The sequence below is a fragment of the Thalassotalea insulae genome, assembly GCF_030161395.1.
GTDB classification, from domain to species: Bacteria; Pseudomonadota; Gammaproteobacteria; order Enterobacterales; family Alteromonadaceae; genus Thalassotalea_E; species Thalassotalea_E insulae.
In genome coordinates this window covers 240433-257893 of record NZ_BSST01000001.1, presented here as the reverse complement: position 1 = coordinate 257893, position 17461 = coordinate 240433, and the positions used below count along the sequence as shown (strand labels likewise).

Below are 17461 nucleotides of genomic sequence, written 5' to 3'. Positions count from 1 at the left end.
GACTTTATGCTCCTGCAAAGTCACTGTAACGCCTCCTGCTCTTTATTGCTTACATGGGGTTAGGTACTTGGCGTGAGCGGGAGCAGTGCTTGAATTAACTGTAGAGCGACTATGCAAGAATCCAAGTGCCGCGATCAGAAGGCGTTTATCTTGAGCAAAATTGAAACTGCAAAGTTCAACACGCTCTAATAAAGAGAGTTTTCATTGTTACAACATTTATTCTTTAATAAGTGTTGTAACAACATAGCTGCTATCGCTATTACCTAAGTGCTGTTTTAGATAAGGTAATACTTCCTTCATTTGCTCTGCTAATTGCCACGGGGGATTGACAATAAAAAGTCCTGAACCTGTCATACCATATGCTTCAGTATCTGGAGATTGACAATATTCAACTTTAATCAGGTTTTTCAGCTGGCTGGATACTAAGCTTGCTTGCATTTCATCGATTAGGTGTCGCTTAACCACTGGGTACCATATGATATAAGTGCCGGTAGCAAATTTTTTGTACGCTTTAATCAGGGTAGTTACTGCTTGTTGATAGTCTTGTTTTAATTCATAAGGCGGATCTATTAATACCACACTTCGTCGACACGGAGGTGGTAATAAACTTAACAATCCTTGATAACCGTCGGTTTGTTTGACATGACATTTTTGCCAGCGTTGACAGTATTCTGCCAGTAATTTGTTGTCGCTTGGATGTAGTTCAAATAAGTGAGCGCTATCCTGTCGGCGGCTAAAATACTTGGCGATAGCTGGCGAACCAGGATAATAATCAAAACAGCCTGTTTCATTAAATGACAGGATAATTTCAATATAGCGTTCTAATGAGTCCGGAATATCAGTTTGCTTGATTAGTTTGGCAATGCCATTTTTGTACTCTCCGGTTTTTTGGGCGTATTCGTCTGCTAACGCGTACATCCCCGCACCTGAATGACTATCAATATAGTAGTACCCTTTCTCTTTACGTGTCATATAGTCAAGAATAAGGGTTAGCACTGAGTGCTTTAATACGTCAGCAAAATTGCCGGCGTGGAAGGCATGACGGTAGCTTAACAATTGTGTATCTGCATATAGATTATAGTGGCATGATTATACGGGTATTTGTTGTTATTTGAAATTTAATTTAAATGCGATTAATAGCTGTTTTGATAAATCGCCAGTGTCTTTTTTTGTCGCCAATTGATTAATTCTAACTCAGGTCTATCGAGAAACTCTTTGACATGACCTATACATAAATAACCGATCAGTTTATTTGTTGCTGGGGCGTTGAGAATTTCTTTTACTACGTCAGGATCTAAAATACTAACCCAGCCAAGACCAATATTATGCGCTCTAGCGGTTAACCACATATTTTGAATGGCACAAACTACCGAATATTCGCCCATTTCTGGCATCGAATGTTGTCCTAATACCGGACCATTTTCTGGCTGATAAAATACCGCGATATTGATCGGTGCTTCGATAATTCCTTCAAGCTTTAATTGTGCATACTGTTGCTGCTTTTCATCGCTAAACAGGGCTTTAGCGCGTTGATTTTCTTGTTGATGGTTTGCGACGATTTGTTGCTTGATCTTTTGGTCGGTGATCAACACCATTTCCCAGGGCTGTGAGTAACCTACAGAAGGTGCTAATGACGCAGAGGCTAAAATTTTTTCTAAGACATCTTCGGCAATCGGCGTGTTGAGAAAGTTATTACCACGAATATCGCGGCGTAATTTAATGATGTTATTGAGTGTTTGCTGAGCGTTTTGGTCGAAGTGTTTGTTTTTCATTATATTAAAATAAGACTCGATATCTGATATCGAGTCTTCATTTTGTGCCTGGTTAATCTTGCGAAGCTAGATATTCATCGTAAGTGCCGGCAAAGTCAACATAGCTATTATCTTTAATTTCAATAATACGGGTTGCCAAACTGGAGACAAATTCGCGATCATGAGAAACAAAAATTAACGATCCGTCAAATTTCTCTAATGCCATATTAAGGGATTCAATCGATTCCATATCTAAATGGTTGGTCGGTTCATCCATAACCAAAATGTTAGGCTTTTGCATCATTAACTTACCAAATAACATCCGGCCTTGTTCACCCCCAGAAAGCACTTTTACTGACTTTTTGATATCGTCGGCAGAGAATAGTAAGCGACCTAAGTAACCACGCACTACTTGCTCATCATCGCCTTCTTTACGCCATTGGCTCATCCAGTCAAACAAGGTCATATCCTGTTCAAATTCGTGGGCATGATCTTGGGCATAATAGCCAATGTTATGATTTTCTGACCATTTTACTTCACCGCTATCAGGTGCTAACTCACCCATTAAGGTACGTAAAAACGTAGTTTTACCAACACCGTTTTCACCAATTACGGCAATGCGTTCACCGACTTCTGCCATCAAATTGATGTTATTTAGCACCTGATTGTTATCGAAGCTTTTATTAAGGTTTTCGATTTCAATCACATTTCTAAATAATTGCTTCTCTTGTTCAAAGCGAATAAACGGATTAACTCGGCTTGACGCTTTTACTTCTTCTAATTGAATTTTATCAATTTGCTTAGCACGAGAGGTTGCCTGTTTTGCTTTTGAAGCGTTAGCCGAGAAGCGGGCAACAAACGATTGGAGTTCAGAAATTTGTGCTTTTTTCTTGGCATTATCTGCCATTAAGCGAGCGCGAGCTTGAGTTGCGGCCAACATATATTCATCATAGTTACCTGGATAAACTCGCAATTCACCATAATCTAAGTCTGCCATATGACTACAAACAGAATTTAAGAAGTGTCTATCATGCGAGATGATGATCATGGTGGAGTCACGTTCATTTAAGGTATCTTCGAGCCATTTAATGGTATGAATGTCCAGGTTGTTGGTTGGTTCGTCAAGTAACAAAATATCAGGATCTGAAAACAGCGCCTGAGCAAGTAACACACGTAGTTTCCAACCAGGCGCGATATCACTCATTTTGCCATAGTGTTGCTCTACTGGAATGCCAACGCCCATTAATAATTCACCGGCACGACTTTCTGCGCTGTAGCCATCCATTTCGGCATATTGTGATTCTAGATCACCGACGCGCATGCCATCTTCTTCACTCATTTCAGGTAAGGCATAGATGCGATCGCGTTCTTCTTTTACCGCCCATAATTCAGTGTGACCTATGATCACGGTATCAACTACTGAATAGTCTTCAAAGGCAAATTGGTCTTGGCGTAATTTACCGATACGTTCATTTGGGTCTAAGCTGACATTGCCAGATGTTGGCTCTAAGTCGCTGCCTAATATTTTCATAAAGGTGGATTTACCACAGCCATTAGCGCCGATTAAACCGTAGCGGTTACCGCCGCCAAATTTTTGTGAAATGTTTTCAAAAAGTGGCTTGGCACCAAATTGCTGGGTGATGTTGTTTGCGCTTAGCATGTATAAAAATTACCTTAATAAAATTTGCGCGCGATTATACCTGATGGCGCGCTGTATTGATAATACCAATTTGGTCAATCGATTGATCAACACGGACTAATCAATTTGCTGTAAATATCTTTTGGACTTTGTTGTTAATAACCTTTAATAAGCAATATCGTCAGTTAATCTTTTTTATTATTCCGTTGCTTGGATTTAGTGAATTGATTTTCGCTAAAGCGTGTTAATCCAGGTTTTCCTTCGGATCTTGGTTTTTTACCATAACCATGAGTGCGTTGTTGTCCCGGTGAGGTTTTAAAACCTTGCGCATTATTTTTTCCTTTACCACCTTTTTTGTAATGCTGATGAGCTTGCTCAGTACGGGAAGCTGGTGGTACTAAGCACTCAGGTTTAGTGCCAATTAGCTTTCGTGCCAATCCTAATTTAGTTAAGGCTTCACGTATCATTGGCCAATTTGCGGGATCGTGATAACGTAAAATCGCTTTATGCAGACGACGTTGAATGGTGCCTTTAGGTACGGTAATACTTTCACTATCTTTTTTGATATTTTTTAACGAATTGATTTCTGTGTGATACAGCGTGGTTGCATTTGCCAATGGCGACGGATAAAAGTTCTGTACCTGATCCAGTTTAAAATCATGTTTTTTCAGCCATAGCGCAAGATTGACCATATCGATATCTGAGGTCCCAGGGTGGGCGGAAATAAAGTACGGGATCAAATACTGCTTTTTACCTGCCTGTTTAGAGTAATGATCAAACATTTGCTTAAATTTGTCATAGCTACCCATACCTGGCTTCATCATTTTGTTTAATGGCCCTTGTTCGGTATGTTCTGGAGCAATCTTTAAATAACCACCCACATGGTGTGTCACTAGTTCTTTAACATAATCAGGATCTTCAATTGCCAGGTCATAACGCACGCCAGAGGCAATTAGTACTTTTTTAATGCCTTTTACCTTACGAGCTCGGCGATATAAGTTAATGGTTGGCGTATGGTCGGTATCTAAGTGACCACAAATAGTTGGCCAAACGCAAGAGGGCTTACGACAGGTAGCCTCCGCTTTTTCACTTTTACAGCGCAATTGATACATATTGGCAGTTGGGCCGCCGAGATCTGAAATCACTCCGGTAAAGCCTGGCACTTTTTGCTTGATATCTTCGATTTCTTGAATAATAGAATCTTCTGAACGGCTTTGGATGATACGGCCTTCGTGTTCGGTAATTGAACAGAAAGTACAGCCGCCAAAACAACCTCGCATAATATTAATTGACGTTTTGATCATGTCATAAGCGGGAATTTTCGCTTTACCATAACTTGGATGTGGTACCCGTTGATAGGGCAGGCCGAAAACACCGTCCATTTCTTGTTCGCTTAATGGTATCGCCGGTGGGTTGAGCCAGATACTGCGATCACCGTGGCGCTGCATTAAAGGTTTCGCCGAGGTTGGGTTAACCTCCTGATGAAAAATGCGTGAAGCATGGGCGTACAGTATCTTATTATCTTTTACTTGTTCGTAAGTTGGCAAATTAATATAAGTGGTCAGCCAAGGTTTGTTTTTTTGTGCCCAGCTTTTATTTCTGTGCTGAGAAAGCTGGATCACTTGTGGTGTTTTAGTGATATCTTGTGCTGCCACCTCATCTTCACTGCTCGATTGCTGACAACTAGTTGCAGTGATTTCCTGATACGGGTTAGCAATAGGATCTATTTTGCCTGGTTTATCGATAGAGCGGGAATCTATGCCTTGCCAGTTCGCCAGAGGCTGCTTAGTAATAAAGGCACTCCCCCTGACGTCGGTAATGTTTGTTATCTCTTCACCTTTGGCGATACGATGAGCGATTTCAATTAATGGGCGTTCGGCATTGCCATAGACCAGTAAATCCGCTTTGGCATCAAATAATACTGAGCGTCTGACTTTATCTGACCAGTAATCGTAATGAGCGATGCGGCGTAAGCTTGCTTCAATCCCGCCGATGATCACCGGCACTCCTTTATAGGCTTCTTTACAGCGTTGAGTATAAACAGTCACCGCACGATCTGGTCGTTTGCCGCCTTCATTATTTGGCGTGTAGGCATCGTCGTGTCGGATACGTCGTTCTGCGGTATAGCGATTGATCATCGAGTCCATATTGCCTGCAGTGACGCCGAAAAATAAATTCGGTTGCCCTAAGGTCATAAAGGCATCTTTTGAATGCCAGTCTGGCTGGGCAATAATACCAACACGAAACCCTTGAGCTTCCAACATACGGCCAATCACTGCCATACCAAAACTTGGGTGATCGACATAAGCGTCACCAGTCACCAGAATAATATCGCAGCTATCCCAGCCTAAAATATCCATTTCTTTACGCGACATCGGCAAAAATGGCGCGCTGCCATAGCATTCTGCCCAATATTTTGGATAGTCAAATAACGCGGTCTGAGCTTGGGTGCTGATCATATTAATGGCTAATTACTCTTGCTAGTTAAGTTGGTTGAGTTACTTTGGCCCTGCCTGCCACAGGACGCGCGATTATAGCAGAAAGTAGCCGCCGATCGCAGAAAATTTTAACTAACAGGATGCCTAGGTATCATTTATGTATGGAATTAATGACATATTTTCTTTAACTAATCTCTTATAGCACGTTGTAAAATGTTCCGTCTCGCAGTATAAAAGACGGCCTAAGCTCTCAATATTATTAGAAAAAATATCGGTATGATGAAAAAGAATATTATTGCTGGTGTCATCAGTATGGTGTTATTAGGCTGCGTAAGTACTACTGGAGAACAAAGCGCTGAAAGCGTTTTAGATTCAACAGAGCAATCGTCAGTAGCGGATAAACAATTGGCGCTAGCTCAGGAAACTCAACCAACTACAGTTAAACAAGTCATTCCTAAAGTGATGCCTAAGTCGACCCTAATACCGACTGAACTGGCTAATGGCGAGGTTAACATTACCTTAGAGCAAATTATGGCGGATCCAGATTGGATCGGTCGTGCACCTGAAAGCTGGTATTGGGGAGCAGATAGCAAGAGTATTTTTTATCGACAAAAACAGCAGGGTAATCAATTAAGAGATCTTTATCAGCAAGCAATTAATGGCGATAAAGGAGCAGAAAAAGTATCACTGGCGACATTACATCAGGTAGCAGATAAAGAGGCCGTTAATAATCTAGCTGGTACTCAGGCTGTGTATGTATTTGAAGGCAATGTCTTTATTAAAGACTTAAGGACAGGCAAGGTCAAACAGTTGACCTATACCTCGGCCGCTGAAAGCGATGTCATGTTTTTAACTAACGGCGATGTTGCTTATCGGGTGGGAGATAAATTTTTTGCATTGGATATTCAGGCTAATCAAATAAAAGAACTTGCCAGCTTGAAAATGCAAGATCAGCCAAGAGAAAAGCAAGCGACTGAAAGCTATCTGGCAAGTGAGCAGCGGCAACTAATTGCTTATATTGCCAAGCAACAACGCAATAAACAGCTAACAGACAGAGAACAGCAAAGATTAAAAGCGGCAAATAAAACGGTTACTCAAACTGAGTTTTATCTCGGACAGAATAAGCGGGTAGTGCACGCGAGTTTATCCCCAAATGGTGATAAATTAATTGTCAGCGTGACAGATAATAAAGCGCGCAGTGCTGCCAGTGATATTATGCCAAATTATATTGCGAAAGACGCCAATATTAAGGCACAAAAAGCTCGTGCGCGTGTAGCAAACAATCGTCAATATCAAGAAGCTTTGTATTTGCTGGATTTAAAAAGCGGACAACAGTTTGCGTTAAGTTACGATAGCCTACCAGGCTATGATCAAGATGTTTTAGCGGCGGTTAAAACAGAAAACTACGCTCAACAGGGCAAGCACTATCAAAGTAAAAAAGCGCCACGCAACATTCATGTCATGCAAACGTATCAGCCGATTAAATGGCACCCGCAGGGTAAGCAAGTAGCGATAATGCTCGAAGCCTGGGACAATAAAGATCGATGGTTGACCACAGTTAATTTATTAGAAAACAAACTGGTGAATCAACATAGATTACATGATGATGCTTGGATAAACTGGAACTTTAATGAATTCGGCTGGTTAGAGCAAGGGCTTTATTATCTGTCAGAAGAATCAGGTTATTCACATTTATATAGTAAATCACTCACAGGGAAAGCGAAAAAACTGACGCAAGGGGCATTTGAAGTGAGCGAGCTCACTTTAGTAAAAGATCATTCATCTTTTATTGCCAAAGCGAATAAAAAGCATCCCGGCCTCTATGAAATTTACCGTATTGACGCAAACTCTGGCGCAATGACAGCGTTAACGGATTTAGGGGGCATGAATAACTATGCCTTAAGCCCTGATGAGTCTAAATTATTGATTGAACATTCTACTGTGACTATGCCACCAGAGCTTTATCTGCAATCATTAACGGGTAATAGTGAAGCTGAACGTCTTACTCATACAGTGTCTGAGCAGTTTCTGGCAATGCCTTGGGTGGCACCAAGCGTTGTTGCAATACCGTCTTCTAAGCAAAATGCGCCAATTTACTCTCGTGTTTATTTACCCAAAAATTATGATCAGCAAGTTGATAAAAATCGTGCTGTGATGTTTAGCCACGGAGCCGGTTATTTGCAAAATGCTCACCTTGGCTGGTCGGGGTATTTTCGAGAATTTATGTTTCATAGCATGCTGGTACAGCAAGGTTATGTTGTGATCGATATGGATTACCGAGCGTCAAAAGGTTATGGCCGTGATTGGCGTACCGCGATTTATCGTCATATGGGTAAACCTGAAGTCGAAGATATGCGTGATGGGGTTAACTGGTTAGTGGAAAACGCTAACGTTGATCCACAACGAGTTGGCACATATGGTGGTTCGTATGGCGGTTTCTTAACGTTAATGTCAATGTTTACCGAACCTGATTTGTTTGCTTGTGGCTCAGCTTTGCGTCTGGTGTCAGATTGGGCGTATTATAATCATGGATATACCTCAAATATCTTGAATACCCCGGCAGATGATGCCATAGCATATCGCAGAAGTTCGCCGATTTATTTTGCCGAAGGCTTAACTAAACCGTTATTAATTAATGCGCCTATGGTGGATGATAATGTGTTTTTTCAGGACACGGTGCGTTTAGTACAGCGCTTGATCGAGCTGGAAAAACAGGACTTTGAAACCGCTATATACCCTGTAGAGCCTCATGGCTTTGTTCAGCCCAGCTCTTGGTTAAATGAATATCGTCGAATATATAAATTGTTTGAAAGTACTTTATAACTTCCCATTATTAGCTGTCGCAACGCTTATGCAACATATAGTTGAGACAGCTTTTATATTGCACATTAATACCGATATTAAGGTATAAAGGATCCCCCATGTTTATTGTGTCATTAACTTATACTGCTGATTTAAATGAAGTAGATAAGCATTTATCTGCTCATGTTGATTATTTAGAACACTATTATCAACAGCGTATTTTTTTGCTTTCTGGTCGTAAAGAGCCTAGAACAGGAGGCGTGATTTTGGTTAACTTAAATTCGCGGGCAGAACTGGATGCTATCTTAGCCCAAGACCCTTTTGCCCTGGCGGGTGTCGCAGACTATCTGGTAACAGAGTTTACACCAAGCAAATCAATCGCAGCGTTAGATTTTTTAGTGAATTAGTCGTTTTTTAAGTAAAAGGCTATGCCTGTTCATAGCCTTTTATTAAAGGAGTTAATGTTATTGGCGCAGGGCGTCGACCTGGTAGCGATTACCTTGTTTGGAAATGATAACTCTAAGCGCTTGATTATCTTTATTAAAATATAAGGTTAAACGTCCTCGTTTCATTTCGGAACGGGATGGTTCACCATATTTTTGTTGATAAAAATCAATGATTTCCTGTTCATTGTGCTGGGTGAAATAATTAATTACTGCGGGTAATTCATCGGTAAATTCGGCGAATAACTTAGCATCATCTAAATAAGCGATGGTAAAATTCTCTGGGGATTGTTCGGCAGATGCCGATGCTGAAATCGCGATTGCAATGACAAGCAGTAAGTTAGTAGAGCTTGTTATCATCTGTTTGGTTATATTTCTCATAAAGCATACTCCATTGGTCATAGTCTCAGTATGTATCCATTTTTATTGAATGCAATCCGTTATTGATAATCGTGGCGATAGTGATCCACCCAAAGGGCAGTTGCGCCACAAATGGCTACTGGCATCACGACAAGGTTGATAATAGGGAGCATGGAAAATATCGCAACCGCAATACCAAAACTGTAGCTTAATCCTTTGTGTTGTTTTAATGCAATTTTCATTTCATCAAAATTAATCTTGTGATTGTCAAAAGCGTAGTCTTTATATTGTACTGCCATCATCCAGGCAAGAAACAGAAACCATAACACCTGACCTATTACAGGTAATAGCCAGTACAAGATAAAAAAGCCGGCAGCGCGTGGCAGATAATAACGAAATTTACACCATTCGCGGCTTAACGTTCGTGGAACGTCTTTAATCACATTCAGCGCTGAGCCAGCAGGGGGCCGGGTGTTAGTAAGCAAGGCTTCAATTTTTTCTGCCAGTAAGCCATTAAACGGTGCAGCCAGCCAGTTTGCCACCGAACTGAAAATAAAGGAAAACATCACCAGTAAAAATAATACCGCCACTGGCCAAATCGCCGTAGTGAGCCAGGAAAGCGCATCCGGTAGCCATTGTTCAAGTTTTAGTAAATAGACATCCAATTGTAAAAACATAAAGTAAAAAGCCACGGAAAATAGCAGCAAATTGACAATTAACGGAATAAAAACAAAGCGTCTGATCCCCTTTAAACGGATCAGTTCAAAGCCTTTGATAAAATAGCCTGCACCACTGCGGGCGTAGGGTTGACGAATTTTTGATTGCATTTTGTATGTTTTTTAATAAGTTAACGCTAGTCTGGTTAGTATAATCACTATTTAAGGCCAGGAGAAGCCAGCACTTATTACAAAGTGTATTAAATTCTGATAGAGTTTGCTAAAACCCCGATAAAACCCATTTTAGGCTTATTGACTCTATGCGATTAAAGCACATTAAATTGGCTGGATTTAAATCTTTTGTCGAGCCAACTAAAGTGCCGTTTGAGCAGCAAATGACCGCAATTGTTGGCCCTAATGGTTGCGGTAAATCAAATATCATCGACGCAGTGCGTTGGGTATTAGGCGAAAGCTCGGCTAAGCACCTACGTGGTGATGCGATGACGGATGTTATTTTTAATGGTGCATCTACGCGCAAGCCAGTTGGCCAAGCGAGTGTCGAACTGTTATTTGATAATGTTTCTAGTCAAATTAAAGGCTCGATGGCGGATCGTAATCAGGTGTCGATTCGTCGGGTGGTTAATCGTGACAGCCAGAATACTTATTACCTTAATGGCAGTAAATGCCGTCGCAAGGACATCACGGATATTTTTCTCGGTACAGGCTTAGGGCCGAGAAGTTACGCGATTATTGAACAAGGCACAATTTCTCGGCTAATCGAATCAAAGCCGCAAGAATTGAGAGTGTTTATTGAAGAAGCTGCCGGCATTTCTAAGTATAAAGAACGACGTCGCGACACCGAAAACCGTATTCGCCATACTCGGGAAAACCTTGCGCGCTTAACTGATATTCGCCTTGAGTTGGAACAACAACTAGATAAGCTACATCAGCAGGCTGAAGCTGCTAAACGTTTTAAAACTTTAAAAGCGCAGGAACGCACCACTAAAGCTGAATTGGCTGCGCTGCGCTGGCAAAAATATGATCGGCAGTATCAAAGTAAGCAACAACGTATTATTGAGATCCAACAGCAGATCGCTCAGCAAGTAGCCAGACAACATACTGATGAGCAGGCACTCGTGAGCTCGAAAAAGTCTGTGATTGGCTTAAACAATGATATTCAGCATTTGCAGCAACAAAAAATTCAGTTAACTAATAATATTGCGCGTCTGGAACAACAACTTAAACATAGCAAGCAACAACAAGATAAGTTACAAAGTGATAAAACCCAATATCAAACTCAAATCCACCAGGCACAGCAAGCATTATTAGCGGAACAACAGCAACTGGAAACAGTTAACCTTAAGCAGGAAGAACAAGTCTTGGTGTTTCAATCGTTTGAGCAACAACTATTAACAGTTGAGCAAGCGTTAGCCAGTGATAACAGTTTACTTGTCGAGCAGCAACAAGCTTGGTATCAGTTACAACAACAAAAAGAAAAGTATGCTCAGCAGAGCCAAGAGCTTAATAATCGTCGTGCTAAACTGGAATCGCAGCAACAATATATCCAATCAAGACAGGTAAAAATCAGTGAACAGTATCATCAGTTAGTTGCAAAAGAACAGGCGATAAAAAGCTCAGATAATAAGCTGAAAAACGAAGATAATGACATCATTTTGCAGCAAATCGAAACACTTGAGCTGCAACTGACTGACATATCGAACCAGGTAACGGAAGATCAACAGCAGTTGTTAAGCATTAATCAGCGTCAAAGTGAGTTGCAGGGAACGAAAAACTCCCTCGAGAAACAAGTCAGCGCTTTGCAGCAAAAACTAGCAACTAAGAGCGATTGGCAAAGTGATCAACAAAGCTGGTTAGCGCAAACGAACCAGCTGGAAAATCAGTTAGTACAGGAATCAATAACTGTTATACCTGGTTGGGAATTGGCTGCGGAAATGGTATTGGCAGCACAATTACAGGCTAATCGATTAACGGATTTACCGATAGAGGCATTGGCAGATGGTCAATTGCCACCGACATTAAATCTGATACGCATTGGTGAGCAAAGATGTGAAGTGCTTGATGACTCAATGGCAAAAAAAATCTCTGGCGCACCAGAATTTATTGTCTGGCTAAATCGGATCAAAACTGCCGAAAACATTAATCAAGCTATTGAATCATTAGCTGATTTATCTGAAGGTGAATCAGTTATTTGTCCACAAGGTTTGTGGTTAAGTACCTCATTTATTCGTTATGGTATCGCGCAACAAAAAAATGATCATTTAGTTTACCAGCAGGAAGCGAATGTTCTGACAAAAGAGTTGTCGGCAGTTGTTGCTGAGCTTAAGCAATGTCTTCAGAGACATGGCAATATACAAACATCATTACAGTCTAAGTTGTCACAACAGCAAGAGATTACACATCAGTTACAGCAGAAACGAGAACAGAGCAGCCAATGGCAACAGCAACAGAAGTTACAACAGCAAGTACTGCAACAGCTTAATGAGCAATTGCAGCGTACGGTTGAAGAAAAACAGCAATTAGCGCAAGAAATGGCCACTATTAATGAGAATTTGGCTAGCTTAGCGCAAAGCGTGGAAAAAATGGCTCAGCACGATGATGCGGAAAATGCTGCAGAGCACAATGTTCAAGTGATGCAACAAACAGTGCAAAAATTGCAACAGCAGGTGCAAGATCAGCAGCGACAGCAGCAAAGCTTAATACAGCAAAAACATCAGGCTGAGCTAAATTTAGAAAAAACGGGTCATCAAGTACAGCAACTTAAGCACAGCATAGTGCGGATGCAGGAAAGTATTAAGCAGTTGACAAAACAACAGGCAAATAATGCGGAGTTATTACAGCAAAATGTTATGCCGGTAGCCAAAGATCAACAACAGCTTGAGTTATGGTTAGTGCAAATGGAAGAGCTGGAGCAGCAATTAACCAGTAAACAAAGTTGTTTGCGTAATGAACAACAAACAATAGAACAAATTGAACAAAAGCAACGGCTAATAGTCGAAATGATTGGTCAGTTAAAAGAGCAGCTTAACCAGTTACAGCTAGAGAGTGAAAGTTGTCGTTTAAAAGCTGCTGCGGCATTAGAGCTGTTACAAGAGTCTGGGAAAATATTAGACACTGTGCTTGAAAATATGCCGGAGCATGCAAAAGAATCTATTTGGCAAGTGCAGCTGAGTAAGCTGGCAAAAGACATTCAAAGGCTTGGAGCGATTAATTTAGCAGCAATTGAAGAGTTTGACAGTCAATTAACGCGAAAAAACTATCTTGATCAACAAGATCAAGATTTAAATCTGGCGATTACAACGTTAGAATCAGCGATAGAAAAAATAGATAAAGAAAGTCGGCAGAAATTTAAAGTCACTTTTGATAAAGTGAATCAGGATTTGCAGTCCTTGTTTCCAAAGGTTTTTGGTGGCGGTAGTGCTTACTTAAGTTTAACCGATGATGATTTACTAGAAACCGGCATTACAATAATGGCAAGACCACCGGGGAAAAAAAATAGTACCATTCATCTATTATCCGGTGGAGAAAAGGCATTAACCGCTTTATCATTGGTATTTGCTATTTTTCGCTTAAATCCGGCACCATTTTGTATGCTAGACGAAGTGGATGCGCCGCTTGATGACGCTAATGTCGCCAGATTTTGTAATCTGGTGGAAGAAATGTCGCAAAGCGTACAATTTATTTATATTAGTCATAATAAAATTGCAATGGAAATGGCTAGTCATCTAGCTGGAGTCACTATGTTTGAAGCAGGGGTTTCACGTATGGTTTCGGTCGATATTGATGAAGCGATTGCCATGGCAGAAGTATCATAAAAATAGGCTAGGTAATGGAAGATAATTTCAGAAACGCATTAATTATTATCAGTGCTATTGTTATAGCAGCCATTTTTGTTCATGGCTTTTGGACAATTAGAAAAAATAAAAATCCGTATAAGTTAAAAACAAAAAATGAAAAAGTGGATCTTGAACCTCGTGGTTATGACAGTTCTGGCTTTGATCAAGATGGCGTCGGACAAATACGTGTCATTGGTGCAAATAGCTTAAATGAGGATGAAATTCCGTCACAACCAGCTCCCGCACCAGAGTACGATGAAGAGCCATTACCGGTGGATTTGGAAAAACCCTGTGCTGAGCATCCGGCGTTAGAACCTTCATTAGGGGATTTATCGGATATAAAAGAGCAACCGCCAGAAGACCGTACTCCGCCACCTGCACAAACCAGTGAGTTGGCACCGAGTGAAATGCAAGAACAAGAGCTACCAGTTGAACAGATTGAAGAATCCGAACCGGTTTATCAACAACCTGTGACTAAACCAAAGCCGGCACGCAAAAAGGTCAGTCATAAACGAGTGACGGAAAAGCTAAAACGTAATCAGATGGAAATTAACTTTGGTGATGAAGCCGGGCAATCACCGTCAATGACTGCGACAGATGAACCTAAAGCAGAACAGTCGGAAAAGTCTGATGTTGAACCTGAAGTGATTGTTGTGTCGGTTGTCATGCCGGAAGGTCAGCAAATATCTGGTGCGGCATTATTGCCAACGTTGTTAACGCTAGGGTTACGTTATGGTGATATGAATATCTTTCATCGTCATCAGGACAATGCCGGGAATGGCAAGGTGACTTTTTCTTTGGCGAACATGATGAACCCAGGAACGTTTGATCTTGATGCGATGGAAAGCTTCACCACTCAAGGGATCACTTTATTTATGACCTTACCGAATGCAGGTGATCCCTTTGAAGTATTTGAGCATATGATGAACGCAGCCAAGCAATTATCGATGGAGTTTCACGCCCAGTTACTTGATGATAAACGTAGTGTGATGACCAAACAGACGGAGCAGCACTATATCGGCAAAATTCGTGAATTTGAACGTCGAAGCCGCATCGCTTCTGCCTAACCGTAAAAATTAAACGCCTTAGCTATTTTATTGAAGGTTAGGGCGTTCGTTATCGATTAATTATGATATGAGTAACTTACCTGTGAACTCTGAACAAAAATTACGTGTCGACACACTCCACCAACAGCTTAATTTATATAATCATCAATATTACGTCTTAGATCAACCGACTGTCCCTGACGCGGAATATGATCGCTTAATGCGTGAGCTTATCGCATTAGAAGCTGAATTTCCTGAATTAAAAACATCGGATTCCCCTAGTCAGCGTATAGGTGGTGAGCCGTTAAAAGCGTTTAGTCAGGTGACTCATCAGCTGCCGATGTTGTCATTGGATAATGTTTTTTCTGAACAAGAATGGCAAGCCTTTGTTAAGCGTATCGCTGACAGGTTAAACAGCAATGACACACTAAAATTTTGTGCTGAGCCAAAGTTAGACGGTTTAGCCGTGAGCCTGCGTTATGAAAGTGGTATCTTTGTTCAGGCGGCGACACGTGGCGATGGTACAACCGGTGAAAATATCACGGAGAATGTTAAAACCATTAAGTCGATACCACTGCGCTTACAAGGCGATAGATTTCCTGACGTGCTGGAAGTGCGCGGTGAAGTGTTTATGCCTAAGGCAAGTTTTGAAAAGCTCAATACTGAGGCGATAAAAAAAGGCGAGAAAACCTTTGCTAACCCAAGAAATGCTGCGGCAGGTAGTTTACGTCAGCTTGATTCAAAAATTACCGCCAAGCGTAATCTAGCATTTTATGCCTATGGCTTAGGCCATGTTGAAACGAATGGCTCGGCTACGGAAGGCGAACAGTGGTTGGCTGACTCTCATTATCAACGATTATGTCAGTTAAAGCAGTTAGGTTTGCCAATGTGTCCAGAAGTGAAGTTACTTAACAGTGAGGATGAAGTCGATAGCTTCTATCAGGATATTTTAACCCGACGTGAGCAGCTTAATTATGAAATTGACGGCACGGTTTTTAAAGTGGATGACATTGCGTTGCAACAGCGACTAGGATTCGTTGCCCGAGCGCCGCGTTGGGCAACGGCTTATAAATTTCCGGCTCAGGAAGAACTGACTCTGTTAGAAGATGTGGAATTTCAGGTTGGCCGTACTGGTGCTATTACGCCAGTGGCTCGGTTAAAGCCAGTGTTTGTAGGCGGAGTGACTGTTAGTAATGCGACCTTACATAATCAGGATGAAATTAACCGCTTAGCGCTGAAAATCAATGATACCGTGATCATTCGTCGTGCTGGTGATGTTATTCCACAAATCGTCAGTGTCGTGCTTGATAAACGGCCAAATAATGCCAGGGATATCATTTTTCCTAGCAGTTGTCCGATTTGTGATTCAAAAGTAGAGCGCCTTGAAGGTGAAGCCGTACTGCGTTGTACCGGTGGTTTATATTGTGGCGCGCAACGTAAGGAAGCAATCAAACACTTTGCCTCACGTAAGGCAATAGATATTGATGGTTTAGGGGATAAATTAGTCGAGCAACTGGTGGATGAGGGATTAATTCAAACGCCTGTGGATTTATTTAAACTCACCGAACTTGATGTTAGTACCATGGATCGCATGGGCGCAAAGTCAGCGAAAAATCTTATTCAGGCCATAGCAAAAGCAAAACAAACCAGTTTACCCAAGTTTATTTATGCCTTAGGCATTAGGGAAGTCGGTGAAACTACAGCAGCGAACTTAGCTCACCACTATTTAACCTTTGACGCGTTAAAACAAGCGGATGTTGAGAGTTTACAAAACGTCCCTGATGTTGGTGAAGTGGTGGCGAAAAATATCGTGACCTTTTTTGCTCAGCCTCATAATGTCGAAGTTGTTCAAGCGTTACAGCAACAGATGTCCTGGCCGGATCTGGAGAAAAAAAGTGAAGACCAACAACCTTTGCTTAATCAAACCTTTGTTTTAACCGGTACGTTAAGTCGTATGGGGCGCAATGAAGCGAAAGCGCACTTGCTGGCATTAGGCGCAAAAGTTTCCGGTAGCGTATCTGCGAAAACTCATTATTTAGTCGCTGGAGAGAAAGCCGGCTCTAAATTGACCAAAGCGCAAGACCTGGGAGTGACGGTGTTAACCGAAGATGAAATGCTAACGTTATTTAAGCAGCATAATATTAGCGTATGAGTACATTATTAATCGAGTTAGGTCAGTGGTTTAGACCTTATCAGTATCAATGTGCCATGGCATTAATTGCCACTATTTTGGTGATATTCGGTAATGATATCAACGGTGCGATTAAGCAGTTAGTGCGCAAGCAGCACTTTATTGTCCGTACCGTTATTTTTGTTATTGTCTGCGCCATTGGCTATGGCTTAGCCACTGTATGGCTAACGGGACTGCTGTCGGCACAATTAGCTAAGGTTCCGGATCTGTATATTGTGCCTGTAGTCGTTCTAAGCTTTATTTCGTTAGGTAGTTATGCACAGCGGCAACGTCATATTTAA

At 41.3% G+C, this 17461-nt stretch carries 12 protein-coding genes; 6 read left to right on the top strand and 6 right to left on the bottom strand.

The features are described 5' to 3' along the window. Positions 1 to 216: 216 nt before the first annotated feature. From QQK06_RS01215 to QQK06_RS01200, 4 genes are all read right to left on the bottom strand, one after another. Positions 217 to 1056, bottom strand: coding sequence for a 23S rRNA (adenine(2030)-N(6))-methyltransferase RlmJ (locus QQK06_RS01215; protein WP_284242700.1), 840 nt, complete (start codon positions 1054 to 1056; stop codon positions 217 to 219). Between the two features lie 77 nt (positions 1057 to 1133). Continuing rightward, a complete protein-coding gene (gene bluB / locus QQK06_RS01210; protein ID WP_284242699.1) occupies positions 1134 to 1772 on the bottom strand; it encodes a 5,6-dimethylbenzimidazole synthase in 639 nt (212 codons plus the stop codon). Positions 1773 to 1824: 52 nt separating this feature from the next. Next, entirely contained in the window at positions 1825 to 3411 is a 1587-nt protein-coding gene (locus QQK06_RS01205) for an ABC-F family ATPase (protein WP_284242698.1), read from the bottom strand. Between the two features lie 164 nt (positions 3412 to 3575). Then, complete coding sequence (locus tag QQK06_RS01200) at positions 3576 to 5849, bottom strand: YgiQ family radical SAM protein (protein WP_284242696.1); 2274 nt, start codon at positions 5847 to 5849, stop codon at positions 3576 to 3578. Positions 5850 to 6104: 255 nt separating this feature from the next. Between QQK06_RS01200 and QQK06_RS01195 the strand changes: the two genes are divergently transcribed. Continuing rightward, the gene (locus tag QQK06_RS01195; RefSeq protein WP_284242695.1) at positions 6105 to 8651 is read left to right on the top strand and encodes a S9 family peptidase; all 2547 of its coding nucleotides are present in this window, start codon (positions 6105 to 6107) and stop codon (positions 8649 to 8651) included. A 98-nt stretch (positions 8652 to 8749) separates the two neighbouring features. Further along, positions 8750 to 9037, top strand: coding sequence for a YciI family protein (locus QQK06_RS01190; protein ID WP_284242693.1), 288 nt, complete (start codon positions 8750 to 8752; stop codon positions 9035 to 9037). Positions 9038 to 9094: 57 nt separating this feature from the next. Here QQK06_RS01190 and QQK06_RS01185 read toward each other — a convergent pair whose 3' ends face one another. Next, positions 9095 to 9454, bottom strand: coding sequence for a hypothetical protein (locus tag QQK06_RS01185; RefSeq protein WP_284242692.1), 360 nt, complete (start codon positions 9452 to 9454; stop codon positions 9095 to 9097). Between the two features lie 59 nt (positions 9455 to 9513). Next, the gene (gene cysZ, locus QQK06_RS01180) at positions 9514 to 10260 is read right to left on the bottom strand and encodes a sulfate transporter CysZ (protein ID WP_284242691.1); all 747 of its coding nucleotides are present in this window, start codon (positions 10258 to 10260) and stop codon (positions 9514 to 9516) included. Between the two features lie 149 nt (positions 10261 to 10409). Between cysZ and smc the strand changes: the two genes are divergently transcribed. From smc to QQK06_RS01160, 4 genes are all read left to right on the top strand, one after another. Continuing rightward, a complete protein-coding gene (smc, locus tag QQK06_RS01175; RefSeq protein WP_284242690.1) occupies positions 10410 to 13922 on the top strand; it encodes a chromosome segregation protein SMC in 3513 nt (1170 codons plus the stop codon). Between the two features lie 14 nt (positions 13923 to 13936). Further along, positions 13937 to 15010: a cell division protein ZipA gene (gene zipA / locus QQK06_RS01170; RefSeq protein WP_284242689.1), complete on the top strand. Its 1074-nt coding sequence runs from the start codon at positions 13937 to 13939 to the stop codon at positions 15008 to 15010. A 67-nt stretch (positions 15011 to 15077) separates the two neighbouring features. Continuing rightward, positions 15078 to 17141 (top strand): NAD-dependent DNA ligase LigA, encoded by a 2064-nt coding sequence (gene ligA / locus QQK06_RS01165; RefSeq protein WP_284242688.1) that lies wholly within the window; start codon positions 15078 to 15080, stop codon positions 17139 to 17141. Beyond that, positions 17138 to 17461, top strand: a complete 324-nt coding sequence (locus QQK06_RS01160; RefSeq protein ID WP_284242687.1) for a DUF3392 domain-containing protein — start codon at positions 17138 to 17140, stop codon at positions 17459 to 17461. Before ligA ends, QQK06_RS01160 begins: the two co-directional genes overlap by 4 nt.